This window comes from Streptomyces sp. NPDC045678 (assembly GCF_056432085.1).
Genome location: NZ_JBWKJS010000001.1, coordinates 1,059,255 through 1,086,112, shown reverse-complemented (window position 1 = coordinate 1,086,112; position 26,858 = coordinate 1,059,255). Strand labels below are relative to the sequence as shown.

The 26,858-nt window shown below is 71.7% G+C and carries 21 protein-coding genes; 13 read left to right on the top strand and 8 right to left on the bottom strand.

The genetic code is table 11. From position 1 onward, the window contains the following. Positions 1–39: 39 nt before the first annotated feature. From AC07DO_RS04760 to AC07DO_RS04740, 5 genes are all read right to left on the bottom strand, one after another. Entirely contained in the window at positions 40–3,180 is a 3,141-nt protein-coding gene (locus tag AC07DO_RS04760) for an efflux RND transporter permease subunit (RefSeq protein ID WP_479057064.1), read from the bottom strand. 220 nt (positions 3,181–3,400) lie between these two features. After that, on the bottom strand, positions 3,401–4,081 hold the full coding sequence (locus AC07DO_RS04755; RefSeq protein WP_479057062.1) for a response regulator: 681 nt from the start codon (positions 4,079–4,081) through the stop codon (positions 3,401–3,403). Beyond that, complete coding sequence (locus AC07DO_RS04750; RefSeq protein ID WP_479057060.1) at positions 4,078–5,301, bottom strand: sensor histidine kinase; 1,224 nt, start codon at positions 5,299–5,301, stop codon at positions 4,078–4,080. The genes AC07DO_RS04755 and AC07DO_RS04750 overlap by 4 nt, the downstream gene beginning before the upstream one ends. A gap of 405 nt (positions 5,302–5,706) precedes the next feature. Beyond that, positions 5,707–5,985 (bottom strand): PspA-associated protein PspAA, encoded by a 279-nt coding sequence (pspAA, locus tag AC07DO_RS04745; protein ID WP_479057059.1) that lies wholly within the window; start codon positions 5,983–5,985, stop codon positions 5,707–5,709. Positions 5,986–6,012: 27 nt separating this feature from the next. Beyond that, positions 6,013–6,813 (bottom strand): PspA/IM30 family protein, encoded by an 801-nt coding sequence (locus AC07DO_RS04740; protein WP_479057057.1) that lies wholly within the window; start codon positions 6,811–6,813, stop codon positions 6,013–6,015. A 311-nt stretch (positions 6,814–7,124) separates the two neighbouring features. Between AC07DO_RS04740 and AC07DO_RS04735 the strand changes: the two genes are divergently transcribed. The 3 genes from AC07DO_RS04735 (at position 7,125) to AC07DO_RS04725 (ending at position 9,761) form a co-directional block, all read left to right on the top strand. Further along, complete coding sequence (locus AC07DO_RS04735) at positions 7,125–7,751, top strand: DUF3043 domain-containing protein (RefSeq protein WP_479057056.1); 627 nt, start codon at positions 7,125–7,127, stop codon at positions 7,749–7,751. Between the two features lie 74 nt (positions 7,752–7,825). Then, positions 7,826–8,533: a class I SAM-dependent methyltransferase gene (locus tag AC07DO_RS04730; RefSeq protein WP_479057055.1), complete on the top strand. Its 708-nt coding sequence runs from the start codon at positions 7,826–7,828 to the stop codon at positions 8,531–8,533. 133 nt (positions 8,534–8,666) lie between these two features. After that, positions 8,667–9,761: a S1C family serine protease gene (locus AC07DO_RS04725; RefSeq protein ID WP_479057054.1), complete on the top strand. Its 1,095-nt coding sequence runs from the start codon at positions 8,667–8,669 to the stop codon at positions 9,759–9,761. A 111-nt stretch (positions 9,762–9,872) separates the two neighbouring features. On the opposite strand, the gene AC07DO_RS04720 is transcribed toward AC07DO_RS04725, so the two are convergent. Next, entirely contained in the window at positions 9,873–10,109 is a 237-nt protein-coding gene (locus AC07DO_RS04720; protein WP_268770792.1) for a hypothetical protein, read from the bottom strand. A 101-nt stretch (positions 10,110–10,210) separates the two neighbouring features. Here AC07DO_RS04720 and AC07DO_RS04715 point away from each other — a divergent pair, with 101 nt between their 5' ends. Continuing rightward, the gene (locus AC07DO_RS04715; protein ID WP_479057053.1) at positions 10,211–11,437 is read left to right on the top strand and encodes a bifunctional adenosylcobinamide kinase/adenosylcobinamide-phosphate guanylyltransferase; all 1,227 of its coding nucleotides are present in this window, start codon (positions 10,211–10,213) and stop codon (positions 11,435–11,437) included. Positions 11,438–11,452: 15 nt separating this feature from the next. On the opposite strand, the gene AC07DO_RS04710 is transcribed toward AC07DO_RS04715, so the two are convergent. Then, positions 11,453–12,508 carry a class I SAM-dependent methyltransferase gene (locus tag AC07DO_RS04710; protein WP_479057052.1) on the bottom strand — a complete coding sequence of 352 codons (1,056 nt, stop codon included), beginning with the start codon at positions 12,506–12,508 and terminating at the stop codon, positions 11,453–11,455. Positions 12,509–12,656: 148 nt separating this feature from the next. On the opposite strand from AC07DO_RS04710, the gene cobT reads away from it, so the two are divergent. From cobT to AC07DO_RS04695, 3 genes are all read left to right on the top strand, one after another. After that, positions 12,657–13,763, top strand: coding sequence for a nicotinate-nucleotide--dimethylbenzimidazole phosphoribosyltransferase (gene cobT / locus AC07DO_RS04705; protein WP_479057050.1), 1,107 nt, complete (start codon positions 12,657–12,659; stop codon positions 13,761–13,763). Between the two features lie 87 nt (positions 13,764–13,850). Then, positions 13,851–15,617 carry a phosphatidylglycerol lysyltransferase domain-containing protein gene (locus AC07DO_RS04700; RefSeq protein ID WP_479057049.1) on the top strand — a complete coding sequence of 589 codons (1,767 nt, stop codon included), beginning with the start codon at positions 13,851–13,853 and terminating at the stop codon, positions 15,615–15,617. Next, the gene (locus AC07DO_RS04695) at positions 15,614–16,345 is read left to right on the top strand and encodes a hypothetical protein (RefSeq protein WP_479057047.1); all 732 of its coding nucleotides are present in this window, start codon (positions 15,614–15,616) and stop codon (positions 16,343–16,345) included. Before AC07DO_RS04700 ends, AC07DO_RS04695 begins: the two co-directional genes overlap by 4 nt. On the opposite strand, the gene AC07DO_RS04690 is transcribed toward AC07DO_RS04695, so the two are convergent. Continuing rightward, positions 16,252–17,049: a hypothetical protein gene (locus AC07DO_RS04690; protein WP_479057045.1), complete on the bottom strand. Its 798-nt coding sequence runs from the start codon at positions 17,047–17,049 to the stop codon at positions 16,252–16,254. The genes AC07DO_RS04695 and AC07DO_RS04690 overlap by 94 nt on opposite strands. A 114-nt stretch (positions 17,050–17,163) precedes the next feature. Between AC07DO_RS04690 and AC07DO_RS04685 the strand changes: the two genes are divergently transcribed. The 6 genes from AC07DO_RS04685 to aceE all read left to right on the top strand — a co-directional run bounded on the left by AC07DO_RS04685 (position 17,164) and on the right by aceE (position 26,845). Next, positions 17,164–17,919 (top strand): adenosylcobinamide-GDP ribazoletransferase, encoded by a 756-nt coding sequence (locus AC07DO_RS04685; protein ID WP_479057524.1) that lies wholly within the window; start codon positions 17,164–17,166, stop codon positions 17,917–17,919. A 113-nt stretch (positions 17,920–18,032) separates the two neighbouring features. Beyond that, complete coding sequence (locus AC07DO_RS04680; protein WP_479057043.1) at positions 18,033–19,589, top strand: leucyl aminopeptidase; 1,557 nt, start codon at positions 18,033–18,035, stop codon at positions 19,587–19,589. Between the two features lie 296 nt (positions 19,590–19,885). Then, a complete protein-coding gene (gene lpdA, locus AC07DO_RS04675) occupies positions 19,886–21,274 on the top strand; it encodes a dihydrolipoyl dehydrogenase (protein ID WP_479057042.1) in 1,389 nt (462 codons plus the stop codon). A 66-nt stretch (positions 21,275–21,340) separates the two neighbouring features. Next, complete coding sequence (sucB, locus tag AC07DO_RS04670; RefSeq protein WP_479057040.1) at positions 21,341–23,101, top strand: 2-oxoglutarate dehydrogenase, E2 component, dihydrolipoamide succinyltransferase; 1,761 nt, start codon at positions 21,341–21,343, stop codon at positions 23,099–23,101. A 136-nt stretch (positions 23,102–23,237) separates the two neighbouring features. Further along, positions 23,238–23,861, top strand: coding sequence for a GntR family transcriptional regulator (locus AC07DO_RS04665; RefSeq protein ID WP_479057038.1), 624 nt, complete (start codon positions 23,238–23,240; stop codon positions 23,859–23,861). 278 nt (positions 23,862–24,139) lie between these two features. Continuing rightward, positions 24,140–26,845 (top strand): pyruvate dehydrogenase (acetyl-transferring), homodimeric type, encoded by a 2,706-nt coding sequence (aceE, locus tag AC07DO_RS04660; protein ID WP_479057037.1) that lies wholly within the window; start codon positions 24,140–24,142, stop codon positions 26,843–26,845. Positions 26,846–26,858 lie beyond the last annotated feature (13 nt).

Genomic DNA, 26,858 nt, shown 5'->3' with positions numbered 1-26,858 from the left:
GAAGGGGTCGCCCATCCGGGTTGCGGGCTTGCCCGGTTTTCAGGGCTGGGACGGCTCCGGGGTGGGGGTGTCCGTGGGGCGGGGGGCCGCCTTCTGCTCTCGCTTTGCCTCGCGCTTCGCGCGCCTGCGGTCCTTGCGGAGTTCCACCATCGCGTACAGCGTCGGGACCAGGAGGAGCGTGAGGAGCGTAGAGGTGATCAGGCCGCCGATCACCACCACCGCCAACGGCTGGGCTATGAAGCCGCCCTCGCCCGTGATGCCCAGGGCCATCGGGAGGAGGGCGAAGATCGTCGCCAGGGCCGTCATGAGGATCGGGCGGAGCCTGTGGCGGCCGCCCTCGATGACCGCCTCGACCGTTCCGTAGCCCTGCCCGCGGTACTGGTTGATGAGGTCGATCAGCACGATCGCGTTCGTGACCACGATGCCGATGAGCATCAGCATGCCGATCATCGCCGGGACGCCCATCGGCGTGTCCGTGGCGACCAGGAGACCGATCGCACCCGTTGCCGCGAACGGGATGGAGACCAGCAGGATCAGCGGCTGGACCAGCGAGCGGAACGTCGCGACCAGCAGCATGAAGACGATCGCCACGGCCGCGAGCATCGCGAGGCCCAGCTTGGCGAACGCCTCGTCCTGGTCCTCGGAAACGCCGCCGATCGAGGCCGTCGCGCCGTCGGGGAGCTTCAGCGCGTCGAGCCTCTTGGTGAGGTCCGCGCTGACCGCACCCGTGTTGTCCCCGGTCGGCTTCGCCGTGATCGTCGCCGCGCGGGCGCCGTCGATGCGGGTCATCGAGACCGGTCCGTCGACCAGTCGGACGTCGGCGATGTCGCCGAGCCGCACGCCGGGGCGCAGGGTCAGGTTCCTCAGTTGGCCGAGGGTCTTCGCCGGCTTCGGCGACTTGATCACGACGTCGCGCTCGGTGTCGTCGAGGATCGCCTTGCCGCTGGTGGTGCCGCGTACCGACTGGGCGACGGCCTGGCCGAGGGTGGTGTCGTCAAATCCCGCCGCGGCCGCCTTCGCGTTGGCCCTGACCGAGATGCGCGGAACGCTCTGCGCCAGGTCGCTCTGGACGTCGGTGACGTCGTCGAGCTTCGCGACCTCGTCCCGCACGTCGTCGGAGGCCTCGCGCAGCACCTTCGCGTCGGCGGCCTTCACCACGACGCTCAGGTCCTGGTTGGCGAAGCCGTCACCCGCGGAGACGGTGGTCCTGCCGATCCCGGAGAGCTTGCCGAGTTCCTGCTCGACGAGGTCCTGCGTCGTGTCGTACGAGGACTTGTCCTTGAGCGTGAGGGTGTACGAGGCCTGGTTCGTGTCCGTGCCGCCGCCCAACGCCGCCATGAAGCCGGAGGAGCCGACGGTGACCTGGTAGTCCTTGATCTCGTCGATGCCGGAGAGCATCTTCTCGACCTTCTTCGCCGCGGCGTCCGACGCCGACAGGCTCGTGCCGGGCTTCAGCTCCTGCTTGATGGTGAGGACTTCCTGCTCTCCCTGGTCGAAGAAGTTCGTCTTCAGGAGCGGCGCCATGCCGAACGTGCCGACCAGGATCACCAGCGCGATGCCGAGGCTCGTGAGGCGGCGGCGCGTCGCGAAGCGCAGGACGGGGACGTACATCCGCTGGAGCCTGCTGCGGCTCTCCTTCTCCTCCGCCTTGCGGCGGGCCTCCTCCGGGTCCACGCCCTGGATCGCCTTCGGGACGCGCAGGAACCAGTACGAGAGGACCGGCACGACGGTGAGCGAGACGAGCAGGGAGGCGAGGAGCGCCGCCGTGACCGTCAGCGAGAACGAGCCGAAGAGCTCGCCCACCATGCCGCCGACCAGGCCGATGGGGAGGAACACCGCGACCGTGGTGAGGGTGGAGGACGTGACCGCGCCCGCCACCTCACGGACCGCCTTCAGGATCGCCTGCTCGCGCTCCTCGCCGTAGCCGAGGTGGCGCTTGATGTTCTCCAGGACCACGATCGAGTCGTCGACGACGCGGCCGATCGCGATGGTCAGCGCGCCGAGCGTGAGCATGTTGAGGGAGAGGTCGCGGGTCCACAGGACGATCAGGGCGAGCACGACGGAGAGCGGGATGGAGACCGCGGTGACCAGCGTCGAGCGGATCGACGCCAGGAAGACCAGGATGACGACGACCGCGAAGACCAGGCCGAGCGCGCCCTCCGTGGTGAGGCCCTCGATGGACTTGGCGACGGCCGGGCCCTGGTCGCTCGTGACGGTCAGGGTCGCGCCGGAGCCCAGGTCCTTGCGCAGGTCGGGCAGCTTGTCCTTGACCGCGTCGGAGATGGCGACGGCGCTGCCGTCGTGGTCCATGGTGACGGCGACCGCGAGGCTCGGCTCGCCGTCGGTGCGCGTGATCGACGTCGCGGTGGACGGCTTCTGCTCGACCGTGGCGACGTCGCCGAGCCGCACCGGCTTGCCGGCCCGCTCGCCGGGCGCGGCCTCGGGCACGACCCGCAGGTTCTCGATCTGCCGCAGCGAGGTGTAGCCGCCGCCGACCTGCACGGCCCGGTTCTTGCCCGCCTCGTCGAAGGAGCCCGCGGGCAGGGTGGCGCCGCCCGCCTGGAGCGCCTTGCCGAGCGCGGCCGGGGTGAGACCCGCCTTCGCCAGCTTCCGGTCGTCGGGTGTGACGTCGACCTGGAGGTCGCGCACGCCGTCGACGGTGACCTGTCCGACGCCGTCGATGTCCTTGAGGGACGGCACGACGGTGCGGTCCAGCTGGTCGGCGAGGGCCTGCTGGTCCTTGTCGGAGGTGACGGACAGGACGACGGTCGGGATGTCGTCGGTGGAGCCCGCGACGACCTGCGGGTCGACGTCGTCGGGGAGTTCGGCGCGAGCGCGGTTCACGGCCTGCTGGACGTCGGCGACGAGCTGCTTGGAGCCGTTGCCGTAGTCGAACGAGGCCATGATCACGGCGTTGCCCTCGCTCGCCGTGGAGGTGATGCCGGTGATGCCGTCGACCGCGTCGATGGTGTTCTCGAGCGGCTCGACGACCTGCTTCTCGACCACATCGGGAGACGCGCCCTGATAAGGGGCGAGCACGGACACCATGGGCAGTTCGATGGAGGGCAGCAGCTGCTGCTTGAGCTGCGGTATCGCGATGGCGCCGAAGACGATCGCGATGATCGACATCAGCCCTACGAGTGCCCGTTGGGCAAGGCTGAACCTGGACAGCCAGGACATGGTGGTCTCTCTCTGTGGCGTGCGCGGCAGGGGCGGACGAGGCCGGACAGGCAGCCGGGCAGGGTCATGGCGACGGCCACGGCCGGGTTCCGGAAAGTGGGTGCCTGCGGCAAGCTTCGCCCGCCCTCACACTCTCGGCCATGGCCGGTACGCGACGCCCCGCTCAGAGGACCATTTCATAGGCCACGCATACTGCGCCCGCAGTACGCCGCCCCACGCGTCACTCCACCCTTGGACGCACCAGGCCCGATTCGTACGCAATGACGACGAGTTGAGCCCGGTCGCGTGCGCCGAGCTTCGCCATCGCCCGGTTCACGTGGGTCTTCACGGTGAGCGGGCTGACTTCGAGGCGCTCGGCGATCTCGTCGTTCGAGTGGCCGCCCGCGACCTGCACGAGGACCTCGCGCTCGCGTCCGGTGAGCGCGTCGAGCCGCTCGCCGCGCGCGGGACCGTCACCGTCCTGCCCCTCGCCCTGCGCGAGGAACTTGGCGATGAGCCCCTTGGTGGCGACCGGTGACAGCAACGCCTCGCCGGCCGCCGCGATGCGGATGGCGCCGAGCAGTTCGTCGGGCTCCGCTCCCTTGCCGAGGAACCCGGAGGCGCCCGCGCGCAGCGACTGCACCACGTACTCGTCGACCTCGAAGGTCGTCAGCATCACCACGCGGACGTGGGCCAGGGAGGGGTCCGCGCTGATCATGCGGGTGGCGGCGAGTCCGTCGGTGCCGGGCATCCGGATGTCCATCAGGACCACGTCGGCGCGCTCCGACTTGGCGAGCCCGACCGCCTCCGCCCCGTCGGACGCCTCGCCGACCACCTCCATGTCGGACTCGGAGTCGACGAGCACCTTGAACGCGCTGCGCAGCAGCGCCTGGTCGTCGGCGAGCAGTACGCGGATCGTCACTCGGTCCCTCCCTTTACCGTGGTGACGGGCAGGATCGCATGGACGCGGAAGCCGCCTCCGTAGCGGGGCCCCGCGGAGCAGCTGCCGCCGAGGGCGGTGACGCGTTCGCGCATGCCGAGCAGGCCGTGGCCGCCGCCGTCGGTGTTGGGTCCGTCGCCCTTGCCGTGGCCGGGACCGTCGTCGATGACGGTGACCTCGACGTTCGGGCCGACGCGGACGACGCTCACCTCTGCCTTGGCGTCCTGCCCTGCGTGCTTCTGCACATTGGTCAGGGCCTCCTGGATGATCCGGAACGCGGCGAGGTCGACGGCCGCCGGGAGCTCCAGGCCGACCTGGCCGAGGGCGAGCTCCACGGGCAGGCCCGCGTTGCGGAACGTGTCGACGAGTTCGTCGAGGCGGTGCAGGCCCGGGGCGGGCTCGGTGGGGGCCTCCGGGTCGCCGGTCTGCCGCAACAGGCCCACGGTGGCGCGGAGTTCGTTGAGTGCGGAGCGGCTGGCGTCCCGTACGTGCGCGAGGGCTTCCTTGGCCTGGTCGGGCCGCCGGTCCATGACGTGCGCGGCGACGCCGGCCTGCACGTTGACCAGGGCGATGTGGTGGGCGACCACGTCGTGCAGGTCGCGGGCGATCCGCAGCCGTTCCTCGGCTACGCGGCGCCGGGCCTCTTCCTCCCTCGTACGTTCCGCGCGCTCGGCGCGCTCCCTTATGGCGTCGACGAACGCGCGGCGGCTGCGCACGGCGTCGCCCGCGGCGGCGGCCATGCCGGTCCAGGCGAAGATGCCGAGGTTTTCCTGCGCGTACCAGGGCAGGGGGCCGCCCGAGAGCATCGCGACGCCGGTGAGGCCCGTCATCGTGACCAGGCCGATCCGCCAGGTCGTGGAGCGGTCCGTGCGGGCGGCGACGGTGAACAGCGCGATGACCGCGCACATCACGACGGGGGCGCGGGGCTGGCCGGTGAGCAGCTCCACGATGGCCGCGGCGCAGGTCGCGGCGAGCACGCTCCAGGGGGCGCGGCGGCGGAAGACGAGGGCGAGCGCGCCGAGCACCATCAGGACGAGGCTGGGGGCGTCGGGGGTGCGGGTGCCCCAGGTGGGGCCGTGCTCTCCGTTCGGCTCGGCGAACGAGCCGACGACCATGCAGACGAGGACGGCGGTGGCGAGCGCGGCGTCCACCGCGAGGGGGTGTGTTCTGGCCCAGCCTCGGCCTCGTACGAGTGTGGTCACGTGCTCACGTTACGGGGGCCGGCGGGGGGCCTTGGGCGGAATCTCGGTTGTGCGTTGACCTCGGGCCGGTGGGGGGTGGGGGTTTTGCGCAGTTCCCCGCGCCCCTGGGCTGCGCCCTCGTCCGCGGGATCGCTGTGGCTGAGCGCGCCGTTCCCCGCGCCCCCTGGGCTGCGCCCCTGTGGCTGCGCCCGCCCGTGCGGGGTTGTGGGGGCTTGGCGCGCAGTTCCTCGCGCCCCTGGGCTGCGCCCCCGTCCGCGGGATCGCTGTGGCTGAGCGCGCCGTTCCCCGCGCCCCCTGGGCTGCGCCCCTGTGGCTGCGCCCGCCCGTGCGGGGCGGTGGGGGCTTGGCGCGTCGTTCCTCGTGCCCCTGGGCTGCGCCACCGTGGCTGTGTCCGTGCTGGGGTGGTCAGCCTGGGATCAAGCCCTCGTTCGTCAGCATGGCCTGGACCTCGGAGAGGGTTGCGTCCGGGGACGGGAGGATGAGTTGGGAGGGTTCCAGGGCGTCGTCCGGGAGGGGGGAGCCCAGTTCCCGGACCTTGTCCAGGAGGGCGTGGAGCGTGCGGCGGAAGGCGGGCTCGTCGCCGCTCTCCATCTCTTCGAGCAGCTCGTCGTCCAGCTTGTTCAGTTCGGCGAAGTGGCCGTCCGCCAGCTTCACCTGCCCCTCCCCCATGATCCGTACGATCATGTCGTCCTCCTCAGGACGTGCGTAGGGCTACTGCTTGTCGAAGCGCGGTGTGTCCTGGGGCTGCTGGGAGTGCGGCTGGGACTGGCCCTGACCGCCCTCGATCGCCTGCTGCCCGCCACTGGAGCCTCCGGCGAGTTCCGCCTTCATGCGCTGCAGCTCCAGCTCTACATCTGTACCACCGGAGAGCCGGTCCAGCTCGGACTGGATGTCGTCCTTGGCCAGTCCGGAGGAGTCGTCGAGGGCCCCGGAGGCGAGCAGTTCGTCGATCGCGCCGGCCCGCGCCTGGAGCTGCGCGGTCTTGTCCTCGGCGCGCTGGATCGCCATGCCGACGTCGCCCATCTCCTCGGAGATGCCCGAGAAGGCCTCGCCGATGCGGGTCTGCGCCTGCGCCGCGGTGTACGTGGCCTTGATCGTCTCCTTCTTGGTGCGGAAGGCGTCGACCTTGGCCTGGAGCCGCTGCGCCGCGAGGGTGAGCTTCTCCTCCTCGCCCTGAAGGGTCTGGTGCTGCGTCTCCAGGTCCGTCACCTGCTGCTGGAGCGCCGCACGGCGCGACAGGGCCTCGCGGGCCAGGTCCTCGCGGCCGAGCGCCAGCGCCTTGCGGCCCTGGTCCTCGAGGGTCGAGGACTGCTTCTGGAGCTGGGTCAGCTGCAGTTCGAGACGCTTGCGGGACGTCGCCACGTCGGCGACGCCGCGGCGCACCTTCTGCAACAGCTCCAGCTGCTTCTGGTACGAGTAATCGAGGGTTTCGCGCGGGTCCTCGGCCCGGTCCAGGGCCTTGTTCGCCTTCGCGCGGAAGATCATCCCCATACGCTTCATGACACCGCTCATGGGCTTCGCGCGCCCCCTTCTGACGGACTTCCAGCTCCAGGTACTGCTCAGAACCCACAGTACGGGCCCTGCATCCATTACCGCACTGTTCGCGTGCGGATGCGCTCATCCCCAAGGACGACTGCGTCCCGCACCGCTCCGGCGTAAGGAGTAGGTGCACCCCTGGGACCCGGTCCCGGGAAGGCCCCGGGAACCCCCGGGAAGGAGGAGCGGGAGCCGCCGAACCGGGCGCTTACCGCCTGCTACGTCCCATTGGGCACGTAATCAAGACGCCCGGCGTTGCCGGATCGTTCCCCTCCGGGCGGACGTCCATGTCCCCGCACCCCGTACCCTTGGATTTTGTGTTCCGTAGCCGATCCAAGGAAGAGAAGGCCCCGGCTGTTCAGGCGCCGGTGACCGACTCCAACCAGCCCCGTGACCCGCAGGCCCCCAAGGGCCGCCCCACCCCCAAGCGCGCCATGGCCCAGTCCCAGCGCCGCAGCGTGACCAACACGCCGACGACGCGCAAGGAGGCCGCCAAGCGGCAGCGCGACGAGCGCCGCACGCAGATGGCGAAGCAGCGCGAGGCGATGGCGAGCGGCGACGAGCGGTTCCTGCCCGCTCGTGACAAGGGTCCCGTGCGCAAGTTCGCGCGCGACTTCGTGGACTCGCGCTTCTGCATCGCCGAGTTCTTCCTGCCCCTCGCGGTGATCATTCTCGTCCTGAGCATCGTCCAGGTGCCTCAGCTGCAGAATGTCGCGCTGCTGGCCTGGCTCTTCGTGATCGTCCTGATCATCGTCGACTCGATCGCCACCGCGTTCCGCCTGAAGAAGCGCCTGAACGAGCGCTTCCCGAACGAGAACAAGAAGGGCGCCGTCGCCTACGGCCTGATGCGTACGCTCCAGATGCGTCGGCTTCGCCTGCCGAAGCCGCAGGTCAAGCGCGGAGAGCGGCCCTGAGCGGATTCACCGGCGGGGCCGGGGCCTGGCTGGAGAAGCTGGGCGGCCTGCGCAACGCCGTTCGCCAGGAGTTGGTGGCGCGCCAGCTCGACGAGCAGATAATCGGGCGCTTCCCCGTGGGGCAGCGGCTCCGCGTGCTCGACGTCGGCATGGGCCAGGGCACTCAGGCGCTGCGGCTCGCCCGCGCCGGTCACAAGGTGACGGGCGTCGAGCAGGACTCCGCCATGATCGCGGCGGCCCGCGCGGCGCTCGCCGACGAGCCCGAGGGCATTCAGGGGCGGGTGCGGATCGTCGAGGGCGACGGGCACCAGACCGGGGTGCACTTCCTGCCCGGCAGCTTCGATGTCGTGCTCTGCCACGGCGTACTGATGTACGTGGAGGAGCCCGACGCGCTCCTCGCCGGGCTCGCCCGGATGCTGGCGCCGGGCGGGCTGCTCTCGCTGCTCGTGCGCAACGCGGAGGCGCTGGCCATGCGGCCGGGGCTCGCCGGGGACTGGTCGGGGGCGCTCGCCGCGTTCGACTCCGTGACGTACCGCAACCGGCTCGGGATCGACGCCCGCGCGGACCGGCTCGACGCGCTGACCTCCGCGCTGGCGGGGATCGCGGCGCCGCTTCAGGCCTGGTACGGCGTGCGGGTCTTCACGGACACCGTGGCCGACGGTGCGGCGCTGCCTCCGGAGTGGGAGTTGGAGGGGCTGCTCGCCGCGGAGGAGCGGGCGGGGCGGACCGATCCGTACCGGCGGGTGGCCGCGTTGCTGCACCTCTGCGGAGTGCGGGACTAGCGGGCAGCGGGCTGGGGGCTGGGGGCTTGCTGAGGGCCGATGCCGGCACCGGAGTGTGTTACTCGGTGCCGGTGACGCCTGTTCGGCCCCCTAATTCAGGGCGACCCCGGACGACAAATCCGACACTCGGGGCATGACTGCCTCCCGTATCGCCACTTTCTCCCGTACCGCTCCTGCTTCCCGCATCGCCCCCGCCTCCGGGGCGTGTGTCGCCGCCCTCGCCGCTCTGGCCCTCGTGGGCGGCTGCGCCTCCTCCGGTTCCGGCGACTCCGGCAGGTCCACCACGCAGGCCGCACCGGCCGCCGCGAGCGATCTCCAGGACGACTACCAGAAGGTGATCAAGGACGTCCTGCCGTCCGTCGTCCAGATCGACGCCTCCGAAGGCCTGGGCTCCGGGGTGGTCTACGACGACAAGGGGCACATCGTCACCAACGCCCACGTCGTGGGCAAGGAGAAGCGCTTCAAGGTGACGACGGCGACCGGCGAGCAGGCGCTCACCGCCGACCTGGTCGCCTCCTACCCGGAGCAGGACCTCGCCGTCATCAAGCTGAGCGACGTGCCGGACGGACTGAAGGCCGCGGAGTTCGGCGACTCCGCACGGGCCGAGGTCGGGCAGATCGTGCTGGCCATGGGCTCCCCGCTCGGCCTGTCCTCCAGCGTCACGCAGGGCATCGTGTCGGCGACCGGGCGCACCGTCAGCGAGGGACGTTCGGGCGGCGGGACCGGGGCCACGATCGCCAACATGGTGCAGACCTCCGCCGCGATCAACCCGGGCAACAGCGGCGGCGCGCTCGTCGACCTCGACGGGAAGGTCATCGGCATCCCCACGCTCGCCGCGAGCGATCCGCAGATGGGTGACAGTGCCGCTCCCGGCATCGGGTTCGCGATCCCGTCGTCGATGGTGAAGACCGTCGCCGACCAGATCGTCAAGAGCGGCAAGGTCACCGACTCGGGCCGGGCGGCGCTCGGCATCACGGGCCGCACCGTCCTCGGCGACGACTACCGGCCCGCGGGCGTGGCCGTCGTCGAGGCGTCCGAGGGCGGCGCCGCGGCGAAGGCGGGCCTGAGGGCCGGCGACATCATCACGCGGCTCGGCGACGACGGGATCACCACCATCAACTCGCTCTCCGAGGCGCTCGCCTCGGACAAGCCGGGCCAGAAGGCGAAGGTCACGTACGTGCGGGACGGGGCCGAGAAGACGGCCGATGTCACCCTCGGGGAGATCTAGCCGCAACGGCTGCCCGCGACGGCCACCCCCAACGACTGCCCGCGACGGCCCCGCGCATGCGGGAGGCGGCGGCCGTGGCCCGGCCGCCGCCTCCCGTCGTACGCGCGCCCGTCAGGCGGAGGCGTCCTCGGACTCCTCCGCGCCCTCCATGTGCAGGCTCATCGGTCCGTAGATCTCACGCGTGTCTTCGAAGAGGGTCACCTGGTCGGCGCCGCCCTCGGCCAGCGCCTTCCAGTACTCACCGACCCAGGACTCGGCGTCGCCCTGGGTGGTGAACTCCTCGGGCTGCACCGCGGGCTGGACCTCCGTCCCGTCCGCCTTCTCGAACCGCCACGTCCATGCCGCCATGTCAGCCTCCCGAAGGTTCCGTGGCGGTGTGTGAACCGCCTGAATCCTTTGGAAGCCTAGCCGGGCGCGCGGCTCTCGACGCGACGCGGGAGGATCTTCGTGTGGAACTGACTCTGCTCGGCACCGGCGCCCCCGGCGGACTGCCGCTCCCCGACTGCCCCTGCGCGGCGTGCGCGACCGCGCTCGGTCCCGCGGCGCGCGCCGCCACCGCGCTCCTCGTGGACGGCGTCCTGCTGCTCGACCTCACCCCCGGAGCCGCCTTCGCGGCCGCCCGCGCCGGGCACTCGCTCGGCGGGGTGCGCCAGGTGCTCCTCTCCCATCCGCACGACGGGCCCGCCGTCGAGGTGCCGGCGGGGCTGCCGCAGCCGGGGCGGGTCGCCGACGGGCGGGAGCTCGCGCTGCTCACCGGGCACCGGGTGCGCACGGTGGCGCTGGACGCGCCGGGTTCCGGGTACGAAGTGACGGGTCCCGACGGGGAGCGGCTGCTGTACCTGCCGCCGGGCGGGGCGCCCGCCGGGCTCGGCGAGGGGAACGGGGCAGGGCAGGGACGCGGCACGCGGTCCCCGTACGAGATGGTCGTCGCCGACGTCCTGGGGCGTCCCGACGGTCTTGCCCGGCTGCGGGCGGCCGGGGCCGTCGGGCCCACCACCGACGTGATCGCGGTGCACATCGGCCACGAGGCGCCGCAAGGACCGGAACTGACGCGCCGTCTGGCCGCCGCGGGGGCGCGGGCCGTGCCGGACGGGTCGACGCTGGTGATCGGCGCCTACGAGGACGTACCGGACGTACCGCGCCGGACGCTGGTTCTCGGGGGCGCGCGTTCGGGCAAGTCGGTGGAGGCCGAGCGGCGCCTGGAGGCCTTCCCCGAGGTGCTGTACGTGGCGACGGGCGGGACCAGGAACGGTGACACCGAGTGGGCGCGGCGGGTGAGCGTGCACCGCGAGCGCCGGCCCGGTTCCTGGCGTACGACGGAGACCTGCGACCTCGTCCCGCTGCTCGCCGAGGACGGTCCCCCGCTGCTCGTCGACTGTCTGTCGCTGTGGCTGACCCACGTCATGGACGAGGTGAAGGCGTGGGACGACGACGAGTGGGCGGGCGGCGGTGAGCGGGAGCTGCGGCGGCGGGTCGTCGAACTCGCGGATGCGGTGCGGGCGACCCGGCGCACGGTGGTCGCCGTCTCGAACGAGGTCGGCTCCGGAATCGTCCCGGCGACCGCGTCGGGCCGCCGCTACCGGGACGAACTGGGCCGCCTGAACACCCTGTTCGCCGCCGAGTGCGAACATGTGCTGCTCGTGGTGGCGGGGCAGGCGCTGGCGCTGCGGGGCTGATGTCCCGTACGCCTCTCAGGCGCCCCTGCGCGCGATGACCCGGTAGGTGTTGGAGAAGCCGGTGCGGGTGAGCAGAGGGCTCAGGAGCGTGTCGAGGGCCCGGGCGAGGGCCAGCAGCGGCGCGGTCGCCCACCAGGCGGCCCGTCGCAGTCCCAGCCGGAGCGGGGAGGTGGGCTTGGCGCGCCACGGGACGTCGGGGCCGGGGATGCGGGCGTTGACGAACAGCGCGACGGCCGAGGCCAGGTCGAGCGGTACGTGCGGGGCGCGGCGTTCGACGCCGACGACCGTGAAGCCGAGCTTCTCCAGCTCGGCGCGGAGGCCGGCGAGCGGTACGAGGTGCAGGTGGAGCGGCTGGCCGTACGACGCCCACCACTTGCCGAGCAGTCGGGCGTAGCGGCACTGGGGGTCGGGGGCCTCGATCATGAGGTGGCCGCCGGGGCGCAGCACGGTGCGGGCGGCCCTGAGTTCCGCGCGCGGGTCGGGGGCGTGCTGGAGGGTGTGGAACATGCTCATCGCGTCGTAGCGGCCCGCGAGGGGGGCTGCGAGCGTGGTGAGGGAGCCGCGGTGGCCCTCCTCGATGCGGCCGCGCCGCAGCCCCTCAAGGACGCCGGTGCCCGCGTCGAGGCCGTCGAAGGAGGTGTACGGCAGGACCTGCCTGGCCAGGGCCGGGAAGTGGGCCGCTCCTGTGCCGACGTCCAGCCAGCACTCGGGCTCGTCGAGGGCGCCGAGCGCGCGGGCCCTGACGTGGGCGCGGGCGCGGACGCGGGCGTGGGAGAGCCGGGGCAGGGCGCGCCCCTCGCGGGCGTCCCTGCGGTAGAAGGCGAGGCCTTCGGGGGTGAGCCGGGGGTTCTGGAAGGAGTGGCCGCAGTCGCCGCACCGGTCGAGTCTGAAGCTGCCCGGCTTGTGCTGGACCAGGTCGGCGGTGCGCAGCCGCGCCCGCAGACGCCCGGAGCCGCACCAGGGGCAGTCGGGGCGGCGGGGCTCGTGGAACCGCTCGGTGCCCTGGGCGAGTTCGGCGAGGTAGAGGGAGCGCCGGGCGGCGACCCGCTGGGCGACGGCATCCGTGGTCATGGTCGCACTCCTGGAAGAAGCCGAGACAAACAGGAACGTAATGGACCATTCCCGCATATGCGGTGCTGTCATGCGGTGATGCCCTGCCGGACGTGGCTCGCAGGGCCGTTCGAGCGACATCCGCACCGCTCCCGGTACTGTTCGGCGAATGAGCTCGCTGAATCTCGACGACTTCACCGACCTGATCGAGCGGCCCGACGGCGGGGTGCGCCGCGACGCCGAGGAACGCCGGGAGCGGCAGTCCGTGCCACCCGGCTCGCTGGGCCGTCTCGACGAGCTCGGCGAGTGGCTCGCGGCGGCCCAGTCCGCGGTGCCGGTGCGGCCGGTCGAGCGGCCGCGCGTGGTCCTCTTCGCGGGTGACCACGGCGTTTCCGAGCTGGGTGTCTCGGCACGTCCCGCGGGGGGCGCCGCCGGTCTCGTACGTTCCGTGCTGGCCGGCGAGACCCCGGCGGCCGTCCTGGCGCGCCGCATGGAGGTGCCGGTCCGCGTCGTCGACATGGCGGTGGACTGCGACGCGGAGGAGCTGCCCGCCGAGGTGGCGGGCCACCGGGTGCGGCGCGGCTCCGGCCGTATCGACGTCGAGGACGCGCTGACGGCCGAGGAGGCGGAGCGGGCGCTGCGCGCGGGCATGGCCGTCGCCGACGAGGAGGCGGACTCGGGCACCGATCTGGTCGTCCTCGGCGATGTGAGCGTGGGCGGCACGACGCCCGCCGCGACGCTGGTCGCCGCGTTGTGCGGGACCGACGCGTCGGTGGTGACCGGGCGGGGCGGCGAACCCATCGACGACCTGGCGTGGATGCGCAAGTGCGCGGTGGTGCGGGACGCGCTGCGGCGGGCCCGGCCCGTGCTCGGCGACCAGCTGGAGCTGCTCGCCGCGGTGGGCGGCGCCGACGTCGCGGCGATGACGGGCTTCCTGTTGCAGTGCGCGGTGCGGCGTACGCCGGTGATCCTGGACGGTGTCGTCGCGTCGGCGGCGGCGCTGGTGGCCCAGCGGGTCGCGTTCCGCGCGCCGGACTGGTGGCTGGCGGGGCACGACAGCGGGGAGCCGGCGCAGGCCAAGGCCCTCGACCGGATGGCACTGGAGCCGCTGCTCTCGCACGGCGTGAAGGTCGGTGAGGGGGCGGGCGCGCTGCTCGCGCTGCCCCTGGTGCAGGCCGCTGCCGCGCTGGCGGCTGAGCTGCCGGAGCGGAAGCCTGAGGCGGCGGAGCTGCCGGAGCGAAAGCCGGAGGCCGTGGAGGCGCCCGCGGAGGGCTAGCGCACGACCGCGTCGTCCGGCGGGAGCGAACCGGACAGAACCCGCCGGATCATCTCCAAGGGTCAGCTGCCCATATGATCCCTTTTCATGGGAGATGAGCAGGTCGCCGCCGGGCGACAGAAGTCACGCACCGTCATACAGCGCCGCGCCGCGGGGTTCGCCGTCTGGTACCTCAGAGCCGTCACGTTCATCAACTTCCTGAGCGCGGTCTGGGTCTCCCTCGGGCAGGACGTGCGGCAGCACAACACGGAGAACTACTACACGCCGTACCTGCTGACCGCCGGCTTCGCGCCGGGGGTGTTCACGCTGTTCCTGGCGATCACCATGCGGCGCCGCAAGCGCGCCGCGTGGATCCTCAACCTCGTGCTGAGCGGGCTCTTGCTGCTGCTCTTCGCCTTCGTGATGATCTTCCCGGAGATCCGTGCGTACGCGCAGAACTGGATCTCCCTGATCCTGACCGCCGCCTTCGTCGCCGCGCTCGTCGTCGGCCGCCGCGAGTTCTACGCCAAGGGCGACCGCTCCAACCCGAAGCTGGCCTCCGCCGTCGCGGCCGGCGGGCTCCTGGTGGCCTCGCTGACCGCCGCGCTGCTCGTCACTGTCACCAACACCGCCCACGACGACTACCGCTCGACGTTCCTCGACCGGTGGCGCTACGGCACCATGCGCCTGATCTCGCTGGCCGCAGACGACAAGCGCTTCGAGGGCATCACCACGCCCGGCTGGGTCGACGTCGCCATCAACATCCTGAGCACGCTGCTGATCTGCGCCGTGCTGTACGCGGCGTTCCGCTCCCGGCGGGCCGTCGACCCCCTCACCGAGGAGGACGAGGACAAGCTGCGCGCGCTGCTCGACCGGCACGGCGACCGCGACTCCCTCGGCTACTTCTCGCTGCGCCGCGAGAAGAGCGTCGTGTGGTCCCCCACCGGCAAGGCGGCGGTCGCGTACCGCGTCGTCGGCGGTGTCTCCCTGGCCTCGGGCGACCCCATCGGCGACCCGGAGGCCTGGCCGGGCGCCATCGAGCCCTGGCTCGCCGAGGCCCGCGAGCACGGCTGGATCCCCGCCGTGATGGGCGCGAGCGAGGAGGCGGGCACGATCTACGCGCGCCACGGCCTCGACGCCCTGGAACTGGGCGACGAAGCCATCGTGGAGACCGACGAGTTCACGCTGGACGGCCGGGCCATGCGCACCGTCCGGCAGGCGTACAACCGCGTCAAGCGCGCCGGTTACACGGTCCGCATCCGCCGCCACGAGGACATCCCCGCCGACGAGATGGCAGCCCTTCTGGAGCGCGCCGACGACTGGCGCGACGGCGCGACCGAGCGCGGCTTCTCCATGGCTCTCGGCCGGCTCGGCGACCCGGCGGACGGCCGCTGCGTGATGCTCGAATGCACGGACGGCGACGGCGTGTTGCGGGCGCTGCTCTCGTTCGTCCCCTGGGGGCCGCACGGGCTCTCCCTCGACCTGATGCGGCGTGACCGCGACGCGGAGAACGGCCTGATGGAGTTCATGGTCATCGAACTCCTGCAACGCGCCCCCGAGATCAAGATCACGCAGGTGTCGCTCAACTTCGCGATGTTCAGGTCGGTCTTCGAACGTGGCTCGCGGCTCGGCGCGGGCCCGGTCCTTCGCCTGTGGCGGTCGCTGCTCAGCTTCTTCTCCCGGTGGTGGCAGATCGAGTCCCTCTACCGCGCCAACGCCAAGTACCGGCCCATCTGGGAACCCCGCTTCCTTCTCTTCGAGAAGAGCGCCGACCTGCTGCGCATCGGCATCGCCTCCGGTCGCGCGGAGGGCTTCCTGGAAGCGCCGGGCCTGCCGAAGTGGCTGCACCGCAAACACCTGGAGTCGAGACGATGAGCACCCTGGCCCGCCGCGCCCGCGCCGAGTGGGGAGGACTCTTCTCCACCGTGCGCGAGGCGCTCGCCGCCCGACGGTGGCGGGCCGTGCCCATGACGCTGGCGGCGGTCTGCCTCACCGCGCTCTTCCAGTACGTGCAGAACCAGTCCTGGGGTTACCGGTTCGTCCAGAACATCGGCTGCGTGCGCGCGGAGGACCCGCTCTGGCTCTCCCTGATCCGCACCCCGCTCTCCCTCTTCGTGCCCGCGCTCGACCTGCCCGTGTGGGGCGCGCTGGTGCAGATCCTGCTCGTCTTCGGGATCGCGGAGATCTGCCTCGGCTGGTGGCGCACGCTCCTCATCGCGTACGTGGCCACCCTCGCCGGGACGCTCTACGCGCGCGTGGGCATCGCATGGGGCCCGGACAACCCGCTCGGACTCCCGGCGTCCGACGCGCACGTCGTCGACACCGGCCCGTCGGCCGCCGTCGTGGGCCTCGCCGTCTTCGTGTGCTGGCGCCACCGCGCCTACTTCACCGCCGCCCTGGTCACCGTCCTGATGGTCGTCGAGGTGCTGTTCAAGGACAACCTCGCGGGCAAGGAGCACCTGGCCGCCATCGCCGCCGTGCTCGTGCTGTGCGCGGTCCCGGCGCCGCGTCACCGGGGCGGCGACACCCGGTCGGGCCGGTCGGGGCCGGAGGACGACGAGCCGGACGACGGGCCCGGCGTGAAGCCGCCGATCCAGTCCTGAAGCTTGCGGCGCGGCCCCGACCAGCGGCGGTCGTGCCGAAAGGCCCGCAGTCCCGCACGCGCGCGTGCCCGGTGCCGGTTGCGGTAGAACCGCCGCGCCCACGCCGACCCCGGCCGGGCGAGCCGGATCGCGCCGACCAGCGCCACGAACGGGACCACCATGCCGATCAGGGCGGTGCGCAGCTTGCCCTTGAGGAGCGCGATCAGGGCGAAGGCACAGTTGACGCCGACGTTCAGCGCGAACAGCGCCCTGTTCTGCCGCTCCACCGGCGTCAGGTCGTTCACCCCCAACGGCGTGAAGCCGGTGAGCACGAGCACGACCAGGGCGGCCGTGAGCATCACGACCTCCACGCTCTTACGGCCCTGCTCGCTCCAGTACACGTCGTCGAGGTGGAGGATCAGCGCGAACTCGTCGAGCACGAGACCGGCGCCGATCCCGAAGATGACGGCGGCGTACAGCGGCCCCACCCCGTGCCGCCCCGCGGCCACCGCCCAGAACCCGCCGACCAGCATCAGGAAGATGCCCGGCACGACGTGGTGGATGTGCACGTCCCCCGTGCTGATGTTCCGGAACGGCCCCTTGCCCGCCCTGATCAGCCGCGTGATCGTCCGGGTGACCAGGAACGACCCGACGAACGAGAGCAGTGCGAGCAGCAGCGGCAGCTTCCCCGGTTCGACGATGTTCCGGTACCACCAGTCGTTCATGCGGCCCACCCGTCGTTCATGCGCCCATCCTCCGCCCCCGAAGAGTGATCCGCAGGCCGGAACGTTCCCGCGGGGTAGCCTTCCGCGGTGTCCAGAACCTCCCCCGCCGACGGCATGCGTTTCGCCTTCGGCACCCTCACCGCGCTGCCCGTCCGCGTCACCCGCTGGGACCGCGGAGCCGCCCGCGCCGGCATGCAGTGCGCGCCCCTCGCGGGACTGGTCGTCGGCCTCTGCGCGGCCGGCGTCGGCGGCGTCCTGACGGCCCTCGGCGCGGGCCCCCTCCTCGTCGCCACCGCGACCGCCGCGACCCCCGCCGCCCTCACCCGCGGCCTGCACCTCGACGGTCTCGCCGACACCGCCGACGGCCTCGGCAGCGCCAAGCCCGCCGACGACGCGCTGCGCATCATGAAGCAGTCCGACATCGGCCCCTTCGGCGTCATCACCCTGCTCTTCGTGCTGCTCGCGCAGGTGGCCGTGCTCTTCCAGCTGTACGAGACGTCGTGGACCCGCGGCGCCTTCGCCGCCGTCGTCTCGGCGACCGCGGCCCGCCTCGCCCTCACCCTGGCCGCCCGCGACGGCGTGCCCCCGGCCCGCCCCGAAGGGCTCGGCGCCGCCGTCGCCGGAGTGGTCCCGCGGGCCCGCGCGGCAGGGGTCGCCGTCCTCGCCGTGGCCGCCGCCGCGGCCGCCGGTCTGCTCTTCGGGGCGGCCGGTGCCGTGCGGGGCGCGGCGGCCGTCGTTCTCGCGCTCGGCGCCGCCGAGTTGCTGCTCCGGCACTGCGTACGGCGGTTCGGCGGGGTCACGGGAGACGTCTTCGGCGGCCTCGCGGAGACGGCGGCGACCGGCGCCCTGGTCGTGCTCGCCCTGGGCTGACACCGCGCCGAACACACACAGTGAGGCGCACCGCAGCGCTCACGGGCGTAGGCTCGCGACGGGCTCACCACCCCACAGCCCGACGAAACTCACTGAAAGAGGACCTCACCACCGTGACTGCTCTGACTCTCAGCACCGCCGCCGCGACCGGCCTCCGTGCCGACGCGATCGTCGTCGGTGTCGCGAAGGGCGCTGGATCCAAGGGTGGCCTGGTCGTCGCCCCCGGCGCCGAGGCCGTGGACAAGGCGTACGACGGCAAGCTCGCGTCCGTCCTGGAGACCCTCGGCGCCTCGGGCGGCGAGGGTGAGGTGACGAAGCTTCCCGCGCCGTCCGGCTTCAAGGCCCCGGTCGTCGTCGCGGTCGGTCTCGGCGAGGTCCCGGAGAAGGACGAGACGTACGGCACGGACGCCCTGCGCCGCGCCGCCGGTGCCGCCGCGCGCGCCCTCACCGGTTCGAAGAAGGCCGCGTTCGCGCTGCCCGTCGAGGACGCCGAGGACGCCGGCGCGCTGGCCGAGGGTGCCCTGCTCGGCGCCTACTCGTTCGACGCGTACAAGGGCCAGGCCGACGCCAAGGCCACGAAGAAGAACGGCAAGGACGCCAAGGCGCCGCTCGCCGAGGTCGCCCTGCTCGGCGGCAAGCCCCGCGACAAGGCGTACAAGGCCGCCGTCGAGCGCGCCATCGCCGTCGCCGAGGAGCTGAACCGCGCCCGTGACCTGGTGAACACCCCGCCGAACGACCTCAACCCCGAGGCCTTCGCCGCCGTCGCCCAGGCCGCCGCCAAGGAACACGGCATCAAGATCCAGGTGCTCGACGAGAAGGCCCTCACCAAGGGCGGCTACGGCGGCATCCTCGGTGTCGGCGCCGGCTCCGACGCCCCGCCGCGCCTGGTGAAGCTCTCGTACACGAGCTCCAAGGCAGGCAAGAACACGAAGCACCTCGCCTTCGTCGGCAAGGGCATCACGTACGACTCGGGCGGCATCTCGCTGAAGCCCGCCGGTCACAACGAGACCATGAAGTGCGACATGGCCGGTGCCGCCGCGGTCTTCGCCGCCGTCGTCGCCGCCGCGCGCCTCGGCCTCGAGGTGAACGTCACCGGCTGGCTGGCGCTCGCCGAGAACATGCCGTCCGGATCCGCGACCCGCCCCGGCGACGTCCTGCGGATGTACAGCGGCAAGACCGTCGAGGTCCTCAACACCGACGCCGAGGGCCGCCTGGTCCTGGCCGACGCCATCGCCAAGGCCTCCGAGGACCAGCCGGACGCGATCGTCGACGTGGCGACGCTGACCGGCGCCATGATGGTGGCGCTGGGCAACCGCACCTTCGGCATCATGTCCAACGACGACGCCTTCCGCGCCTCGCTCCACGAGATCGCCGAGGAGGCCGGTGAGCCGTCCTGGCCGATGCCGCTCCCCAGCGACCTGCGCAAGGGCATGGACTCCCCCACCGCCGACATCGCCAACATGGGCGAGCGCATGGGCGGCGGTCTGGTGGCCGGTCTCTTCCTGAAGGAGTTCGTCGGCGAGGGCATCACCTGGGCCCACCTGGACATCGCGGGCCCGGCCTTCCACGAGGGCGCCCCGTACGGCTACACCCCCAAGGGCGGCACCGGCTCCGCGGTCCGCACCCTGGTCCGGCTCGCCGAGCACACCGCCGCGGGCGACCTGGGCTGACCCACGGACGTGCACAGGGCCCCGGACCCGTCTGGTGTCCGGGGCCCTGTGTGATTTCGCCCTGGACGAAATCCGTACGTTCGTACGCAAGAGATGGCCCTGGAGACAGGTGATCCGACGTCTCACAGCCTGGCCCGGCGTCCCGTCTCCCGCCGACAAGTGCGAAGATGGGTTCTCGGCAGGACAGGGCCCCCACCAAAGGGCCGAAACAAGAGCGGCCGAATACCAGCCGACCGACCGGTCGTCCCCCGCGAAAAGGGGTCCGGCGTACGGCGCACATGCATGGAGGACGTGACGTGGCGAACGACGCCAGCACCGTTTTCGACCTAGTGATTCTCGGCGGCGGTAGCGGCGGTTACGCCGCGGCCCTGCGCGGAGCGCAGCTGGGCCTGGACGTCGCACTGATCGAGAAGAACAAGCTCGGCGGCACCTGCCTGCACAACGGCTGCATCCCCACGAAGGCGCTGCTGCACGCCGGCGAGATCGCCGACCAGGCGCGCGAGGCCGACCAGTTCGGCGTGAAGGCCACCTTCGAGGGCATCGACATGGCGGCCGTCCACAAGTACAAGGACGACGTGATCTCGGGCCTCTACAAGGGCCTCCAGGGTCTCGTCGCCTCCCGCAAGGTGACGTACATCGAGGGCGAGGGCAAGCTCTCGTCGCCGACCTCCGTGGACGTGAACGGCCAGCGTGTCCAGGGCCGCCACGTCCTCCTCGCGACCGGCTCCGTGCCGAAGTCGCTGCCGGGCCTGGAGATCGACGGCAACCGCATCATCTCCTCGGACCACGGCCTGACCCTGGACCGCGTGCCGAAGTCCGCGATCATCCTGGGCGGCGGCGTCATCGGCGTCGAGTTCGCCTCGGCCTGGAAGTCCTTCGGGGCCGACGTCACGGTCATCGAGGGCCTCAAGCACCTCGTGCCCGTCGAGGACGAGAACAGCTCCAAGCTTCTTGAGCGCGCGTTCCGCAAGCGCGGCATCAAGTTCAACCTCGGCACCTTCTTCGACAAGGCCGAGTACACGCAGGACGGCGTCCGCGTGACCCTCGCCGACGGCAAGACCTTCGAGGCCGAGGTCCTCCTGGTCGCCATCGGCCGCGGCCCGGTCTCGCAGGGCCTCGGTTACGAGGAGCAGGGCGTCGCCATGGACCGCGGCTACGTCCTCGTCGACGAGTACATGCAGACCAACGTGGAGACCATCTCGGCCGTGGGCGACCTGGTGCCGACCCTCCAGCTCGCGCACGTCGGCTTCGCCGAGGGCATGCTGGTGGCGGAGCGCCTGGCCGGTCTCAAGACCGTCCCGGTCGACTACGACGGCGTGCCCCGGGTGACGTACTGCCACCCCGAGGTCGCCTCCGTGGGCATCACCGAGGCCAAGGCCAAGGAGATCTACGGCGCGGACAAGGTCGTCGCCCTCAAGTACAACCTCGCGGGCAACGGCAAGAGCAAGATCCTCAAGACCGCGGGCGAGATCAAGCTCGTCCAGGTCAAGGACGGTGCCGTGGTCGGCGTCCACATGGTCGGCGACCGCATGGGTGAGCAGGTCGGCGAAGCCCAGCTGATCTACAACTGGGAAGCGCTGCCGGCCGAGGTGGCCCAGCTCATCCACGCCCACCCGACCCAGAACGAGGCGCTCGGCGAGGCCCACCTGGCCCTGGCGGGCAAGCCGCTGCACTCCCACGACTGACCCTCGGTCATTCGGGCGCGACGAGACGACCAGACTTCCGCAATTCTGTAAGGAGTAACCGAAACCATGGCGGTTTCCGTATCCCTTCCGGCGCTCGGCGAGAGCGTCACCGAGGGCACTGTCACCCGTTGGCTGAAGGCCGAGGGCGAGCGCGTCGAGGCCGACGAGCCGCTGCTCGAGGTGTCGACCGACAAGGTCGACACCGAGATCCCCTCCCCCGCCGCGGGCATCCTGGCCTCCATCAAGGTCGCCGAGGACGAGACCGTCGAGGTGGGCGCCGAGCTCGCCGTCATCGACGACGGCTCGGGCGACGCGGGCGGCTCGGCCGCCCCGGCGCAGGAGGAGGCCCCGGCCGCCCCCGCGCAGGAGGAGGCCCCGAAGCAGGAGGAGGCCCCGGCCCAGGCCGAGGCACCCGCCGCCCCCGCCCCGTCCGGCGGTTCCGCCGAGGGCACCGAGGTCACCCTGCCCGCGCTCGGCGAGTCCGTCACCGAGGGCACCGTCACCCGCTGGCTGAAGGAGGTCGGCGAGGAGGTCGCGGCCGACGAGCCCCTCCTCGAGGTCTCGACGGACAAGGTCGACACGGAGATCCCCTCGCCGGTCGCGGGCGTGCTGCTCGAGATCGTCGTCGGTGAGGACGAGACCGCCGAGGTCGGCGCCAAGCTCGCCGTCATCGGTGCGCCCGGTGCCGCTCCGGCGCAGGCCGAGGCTCCGGCTCCGGCCGCCCCGGCCAAGGAGGAGGCCCCGGCTCCGGCCCCGGCCGCCCCCGCGCAGCCCGCGGCCCCGGCCGCTCCGGCCGCCGCCCCCGCCGCCCCCGCCGCCCCCGCCGCCCCGGCGCAGCCCGCCGCTGCCGCCCCGGCTCCGGCCGCGCCCGCCGCCCCGGCCCAGGCCACCCCGGCCGACGACGGTGCGTACGTGACGCCGCTGGTCCGCAAGCTCGCCACCGAGAACGGCGTGAACCTCTCCGAGGTCACCGGTTCCGGTGTCGGCGGCCGCATCCGCAAGCAGGACGTCATCGCCGCCGCCGAGGCCAAGAAGTCGGCTCCGGCCCCGGCCGCCGCCGCCGCTCCGGCCGCCTCGAAGGCTCCGGCCCTCGAGGTCTCGCCGCTGCGCGGCCAGACGGTCAAGATGACCCGCATGCGCAAGGTCATCGGCGACAACATGATGAAGGCCCTGCACTCGCAGGCCCAGCTGACCTCGGTCGTCGAGGTCGACATCACCAAGCTGATGAAGCTGCGCGCCAAGGCGAAGGACTCCTTCGCGGCCCGCGAGGGCGTCAAGCTCTCCCCGATGCCGTTCTTCGTCAAGGCCGCCGCCCAGGCGCTGAAGGCCCACCCGGTCATCAACGCCCGGATCAACGAGGACGAAGGCACCATCACGTACTTCGACTCGGAGAACATCGGCATCGCCGTGGACGCCGAGAAGGGTCTGATGACCCCGGTCATCAAGGGTGCGGGCGACCTGAACATCGCCGGCATCTCGAAGAAGACCGCGGAGCTGGCCGGCAAGGCCCGTGGCGGTGGCCTCACCCCGGACGACATGTCCGGCGCCACCTTCACGATCTCCAACACCGGTTCGCGCGGCGCCCTGTTCGACACGGTCATCGTGCCGCCGAACCAGGCCGCGATCCTCGGCATCGGTGCCACGGTCAAGCGCCCGGTCGTCATCAACCACCCCGACCTCGGCGAGACCATCGCGGTGCGGGACATGACGTACCTGTCGCTCTCCTACGACCACCGTCTGGTGGACGGCGCGGACGCCGCCCGCTACCTGACCGCGGTCAAGGCGATCCTGGAGGCCGGCGAGTTCGAGGTCGAGCTCGGCCTGTAGTCCTGCGGCCCCCGCGGCTGTAAGACTCGTCTCATCAGCGCGTACGCCCCCGTTCGGAGGTTTCCGGACGGGGGCGTCGCCGTATTGTCTAGGGGTCACAACGCCCTGGGGCGCTGCCCCCGCCGGAGGAGCCCACATGACCGCGCCCGTCGTTCACTCGCTGCGCGAACAGATCCGCGAGCACATCGTGGAGGGGATCGTCAGCGGGCGCTGGAAGCCGGGCGAGCGCATCGTGGAGCGCCGGATCGCGGTGGAGCTGGAGGTCTCGCAGACCCCGGTACGTGAGGCGCTGCGGGAGCTGGAGACGCTCCGGCTCATCGAGTCGGCGCCCAACAAGGGTGTGCGCGTCCGCAACTTGACCGCCGCCGACCTGGAGGAGAGCTACCCGGTCCGTGCGGGCCTGGAAGCCATCGCCGCCGAGCTGGCGGCCGAGCGGCTCGCCGAGGACTGCTCGGCCCTTGAGCCCCACGTCGCGGCCCTCTACGAAGCGGACCGGGCCTCGGACGGCACGGCCCAGGTGCGGCACACCGTCGGTTTCCACCGCGAGCTGGTGCGCGCCGCGGACAACTCCGTGCTGCTGCACACCTGGGAGGGCCTCGGCATCGAGGTCTTCACGGCGCTCTCCATCCGCTGGCTGGGCACGGTCCAGCAGTCGTACGCGGAGGAGCACGAGGCCCTGGTCTCCGCCTTCCGGCGCCGCGATCCGGGCATCGCGGACCTGGTGAAGTCCCACGTCCTCGGGTGCGCGCCGCGCCCGTGACACCCACGCTCATCCGTGGCGCCTTGACTGCAAACGTGCTCTCACCTGCGCAAACCCTTCAAATCGAAGGCACCGCGTGCCCGCTTTACTGGCACCGGATGCCTACTTTCTCGGGATTGAGAGGTTTTCCTCTTCAACCCTTTGATCGATCATCGATCACGGAGTTACAGTCTCCGACGGGCTCAGACCAGAGCTTCACGCCCTGTCCTGCCAAAGACACCGGGCACCCCCACCCCTTACCGAACAGGGGACCCCCTCCGACTCAGGAAGGCGGCGACATGACCGACCCCTCCGCAATCCAGCCGAGCGAGCTCGACCAGCTCCCGGACCGCGACCCCGAGGAGACCGCCGAATGGCAGGCCTCCCTGGACGCCGTCACCGAGGCGGCCGGGCCGCATCGTGCCGCATACCTCATGCGCCGCACGCTGGAGCGCGCCGAGGGCGCGGGCCTGGCGCTGCCCAAGCTCCTCGAGACCGACTACGTCAACACCATCCCCACCTCCGCCGAGCCGGCTGTCGACGGCGACGAGGAGATGGAGCGGAAGATCACGGCGTGGAACCGCTGGAACGCGGCCGCCATGGTCACGCGCGGCTCCAAGCACGGCGTCGGCGGCCACATCGCGACCTTCGCGTCCGCGGCCTGGCTGTACGAGACCGGCTTCAACCACTTCTTCAAGGGCAAGGAATCCCAGGACGCCCCCGGCTCCGGTGACCAGCTCTACATCCAGGGCCACGCCTCCCCCGGCATCTACGCCCGCGCCTTCCTCGACGGCCGTCTGAACGAGGCGCAGCTCGACAACTTCCGCCAGGAGGCCGGCGGCAACGGCCTGCCCTCCTACCCGCACCCGCGCCGCCTGCCCTGGCTGTGGGAGTTCCCGACCGTCTCCATGGGTCTGGGCCCGCTCTCCGCCATCTACCAGGCGCGCTTCAACCGGTACCTCACCAACCGCGGCATCAAGGACGTCTCCGCCTCCCACGTGTGGGCGTTCCTCGGTGACGGCGAGATGGACGAGCCCGAGTCGACGGCGGCCCTCGCACTGGCCGCGCGTGAGGGTCTCGACAACCTCACGTACGTCATCAACTGCAACCTGCAGCGCCTCGACGGCCCGGTCCGCGCCAACTTCCGCGTGGTCCAGGAGCTGGAGGCCCAGTTCCGCGGTGCCGGCTGGAACGTCATCAAGGTCCTGTGGGGCAACGCCTGGGACGAGCTGTTCCAGCTCGACACCACCGGCGCCCTGGTCCGCCGCCTCCGCGAGGTGCCGGACGCGCAGTTCCAGACGTACGCGACGCGCGACGCCGCGTACATCCGCGAGCACTTCTTCGGCTCCGAGCCCGCGCTCGTCGAGCTGGGCAAGCTGCTCAGCGACGACAAGATCAGCGAGTGTTTCCACCTCTCGCGCGGCGGCCACGAGGCCCGCAAGGTCTACGCGGCCTACCGTGCGGCGCTCACCCACAAGGGTGCGCCGACGGTGATCCTCGCGCAGACGGTCAAGGGCTTCACCCTCGGCAAGGGCTTCGAGTCCAAGAACGCCAACCACCAGATGAAGAAGCTGACGGTGGACGAGTTCAAGGACATGCGCGACCTGCTCGGTCTGCCGATCCCGGACAGCGCCTTCGTCGACGGCCAGGTGCCCTACGGCCACCCGGGCGCCGACTCCCCCGAGGTCCGCTACCTCCAGGAGCGCCGTGCCGCGCTCGGCGGTCCGGCCCCGGCCCGCCGCACGCAGCCGCTGGCCCCGCTGCCCGCCGCCGCGGACAAGACCTTCGCCTCCTTCGACAAGGGCTCGGGCTCGCAGTCGGTGGCGACGACCATGGCGTTCGTACGCCTGGTCAAGGACCTGGTACGCGACAAGCAGACCGGCAAGCGCTGGGTGCCGATCGTCCCCGACGAGGCGCGCACCTTCGGCATGGAGTCGCTCTTCCCGTCGCTCGGCATCTACTCGCCGAAGGGCCAGACGTACGAGCCGGTCGACCGCGACCAGCTGATGTACTACAAGGAAGCCAAGGACGGCCAGATCCTCAACGAGGGGATCACCGAGGCCGGTTCGATGGCGGACTTCATCGCCGCGTCCACCGCGTACGCCACGCACGGCGAAGCGATGATCCCGTTCTACATCTTCTACTCGATGTTCGGCTGGCAGCGCACGGCCGACCAGATGTGGCAGCTCGGCGACCAGCTCGGCCGCGGCTTCCTCGTCGGCGCCACGGCGGGCCGCACGACGCTGACGGGTGAGGGTCTGCAGCACGCGGACGGTCACTCGCCGGTGATCGCCGCGACGAACCCGGCCGCCCTCTCCTACGACCCGGCCTTCGCGTACGAGATCGCCGCGATCGTCAAGGAGGGTCTGCGCCGCATGTACGGCGAGGCCCACGAGGGCGAGGACCAGAACGTCTTCTACTACCTCACCGTCTACAACGAGCCCATGCCGCAGCCCGCGAAGCCCGCGGGTGTCGACGAGGGCATCGTCAAGGGCCTGTACCGCTTCAACACCGCCGAGTCGGCCGGGCTCTCCCCCGCCGCCAACGCCGCGCGCATCCAGCTGCTCGGTTCGGGTACGGCCATCCACTGGACCCTCGCCGCGCAGAAGATGCTCGCCGAGGAGTGGGGCGTGGCCGCCGACGTGTGGTCCGCGACCTCGTGGACGGAGCTGCGCCGCGACGCGCTGGAGGCCGACGAGGCCCTCCTGCGCGGCGAGGAGCGCACCCCGTACATCCGTACGGCGCTCGAGGGCGCCCAGGGCCCGGTCCTGGCCGTCTCCGACTACATGCGCCAGGTGCCCGACCAGATCGCGCAGTGGGTCGAGCAGGACTACTCCTCGCTCGGTGCGGACGGCTTCGGTCTGTCCGACACGCGTGACGCCGCCCGCCGCCACTTCGGCATCGACGCGGAGTCGATCGTCGTCGCCGCGCTGGCGCAGCTCGCCCGCCGCGGCGAGGTGCCGGCCTCCGCGGTGAAGGAGGCGCGCGAGCGCTACGGCCTCTGAGGCCCCATCCGCA

What these genes read in the sequence shown, in the direction of transcription:
- pspAA (WP_479057059.1), bottom strand. Translation starts at nt 5,985, where the DNA reads ATGATCGTACGGATCATGGGGGAGGGGCAGGTGAAGCTGGCGGACGGC.
- AC07DO_RS04725 (WP_479057054.1), top strand. Translation starts at nt 8,667, where the DNA reads ATGACTGCCTCCCGTATCGCCACTTTCTCCCGTACCGCTCCTGCTTCC.
- AC07DO_RS04710 (WP_479057052.1), bottom strand. Translation starts at nt 12,508, where the DNA reads ATGACCACGGATGCCGTCGCCCAGCGGGTCGCCGCCCGGCGCTCCCTC.
- AC07DO_RS04690 (WP_479057045.1), bottom strand. Translation starts at nt 17,049, where the DNA reads ATGAACGACTGGTGGTACCGGAACATCGTCGAACCGGGGAAGCTGCCG.
- AC07DO_RS04685 (WP_479057524.1), top strand. Translation starts at nt 17,164, where the DNA reads ATGCGTTTCGCCTTCGGCACCCTCACCGCGCTGCCCGTCCGCGTCACC.
- AC07DO_RS04760 (WP_479057064.1), bottom strand. Translation starts at nt 3,180, where the DNA reads ATGTCCTGGCTGTCCAGGTTCAGCCTTGCCCAACGGGCACTCGTAGGG.
- sucB (WP_479057040.1), top strand. Translation starts at nt 21,341, where the DNA reads ATGGCGGTTTCCGTATCCCTTCCGGCGCTCGGCGAGAGCGTCACCGAG.
- aceE (WP_479057037.1), top strand. Translation starts at nt 24,140, where the DNA reads ATGACCGACCCCTCCGCAATCCAGCCGAGCGAGCTCGACCAGCTCCCG.
- cobT (WP_479057050.1), top strand. Translation starts at nt 12,657, where the DNA reads ATGAGCTCGCTGAATCTCGACGACTTCACCGACCTGATCGAGCGGCCC.
- AC07DO_RS04740 (WP_479057057.1), bottom strand. Translation starts at nt 6,813, where the DNA reads ATGAGCGGTGTCATGAAGCGTATGGGGATGATCTTCCGCGCGAAGGCG.
- AC07DO_RS04695 (WP_479057047.1), top strand. Translation starts at nt 15,614, where the DNA reads ATGAGCACCCTGGCCCGCCGCGCCCGCGCCGAGTGGGGAGGACTCTTC.
- AC07DO_RS04665 (WP_479057038.1), top strand. Translation starts at nt 23,238, where the DNA reads ATGACCGCGCCCGTCGTTCACTCGCTGCGCGAACAGATCCGCGAGCAC.
- AC07DO_RS04735 (WP_479057056.1), top strand. Translation starts at nt 7,125, where the DNA reads ATGTCCCCGCACCCCGTACCCTTGGATTTTGTGTTCCGTAGCCGATCC.
- AC07DO_RS04700 (WP_479057049.1), top strand. Translation starts at nt 13,851, where the DNA reads ATGGGAGATGAGCAGGTCGCCGCCGGGCGACAGAAGTCACGCACCGTC.
- AC07DO_RS04720 (WP_268770792.1), bottom strand. Translation starts at nt 10,109, where the DNA reads ATGGCGGCATGGACGTGGCGGTTCGAGAAGGCGGACGGGACGGAGGTC.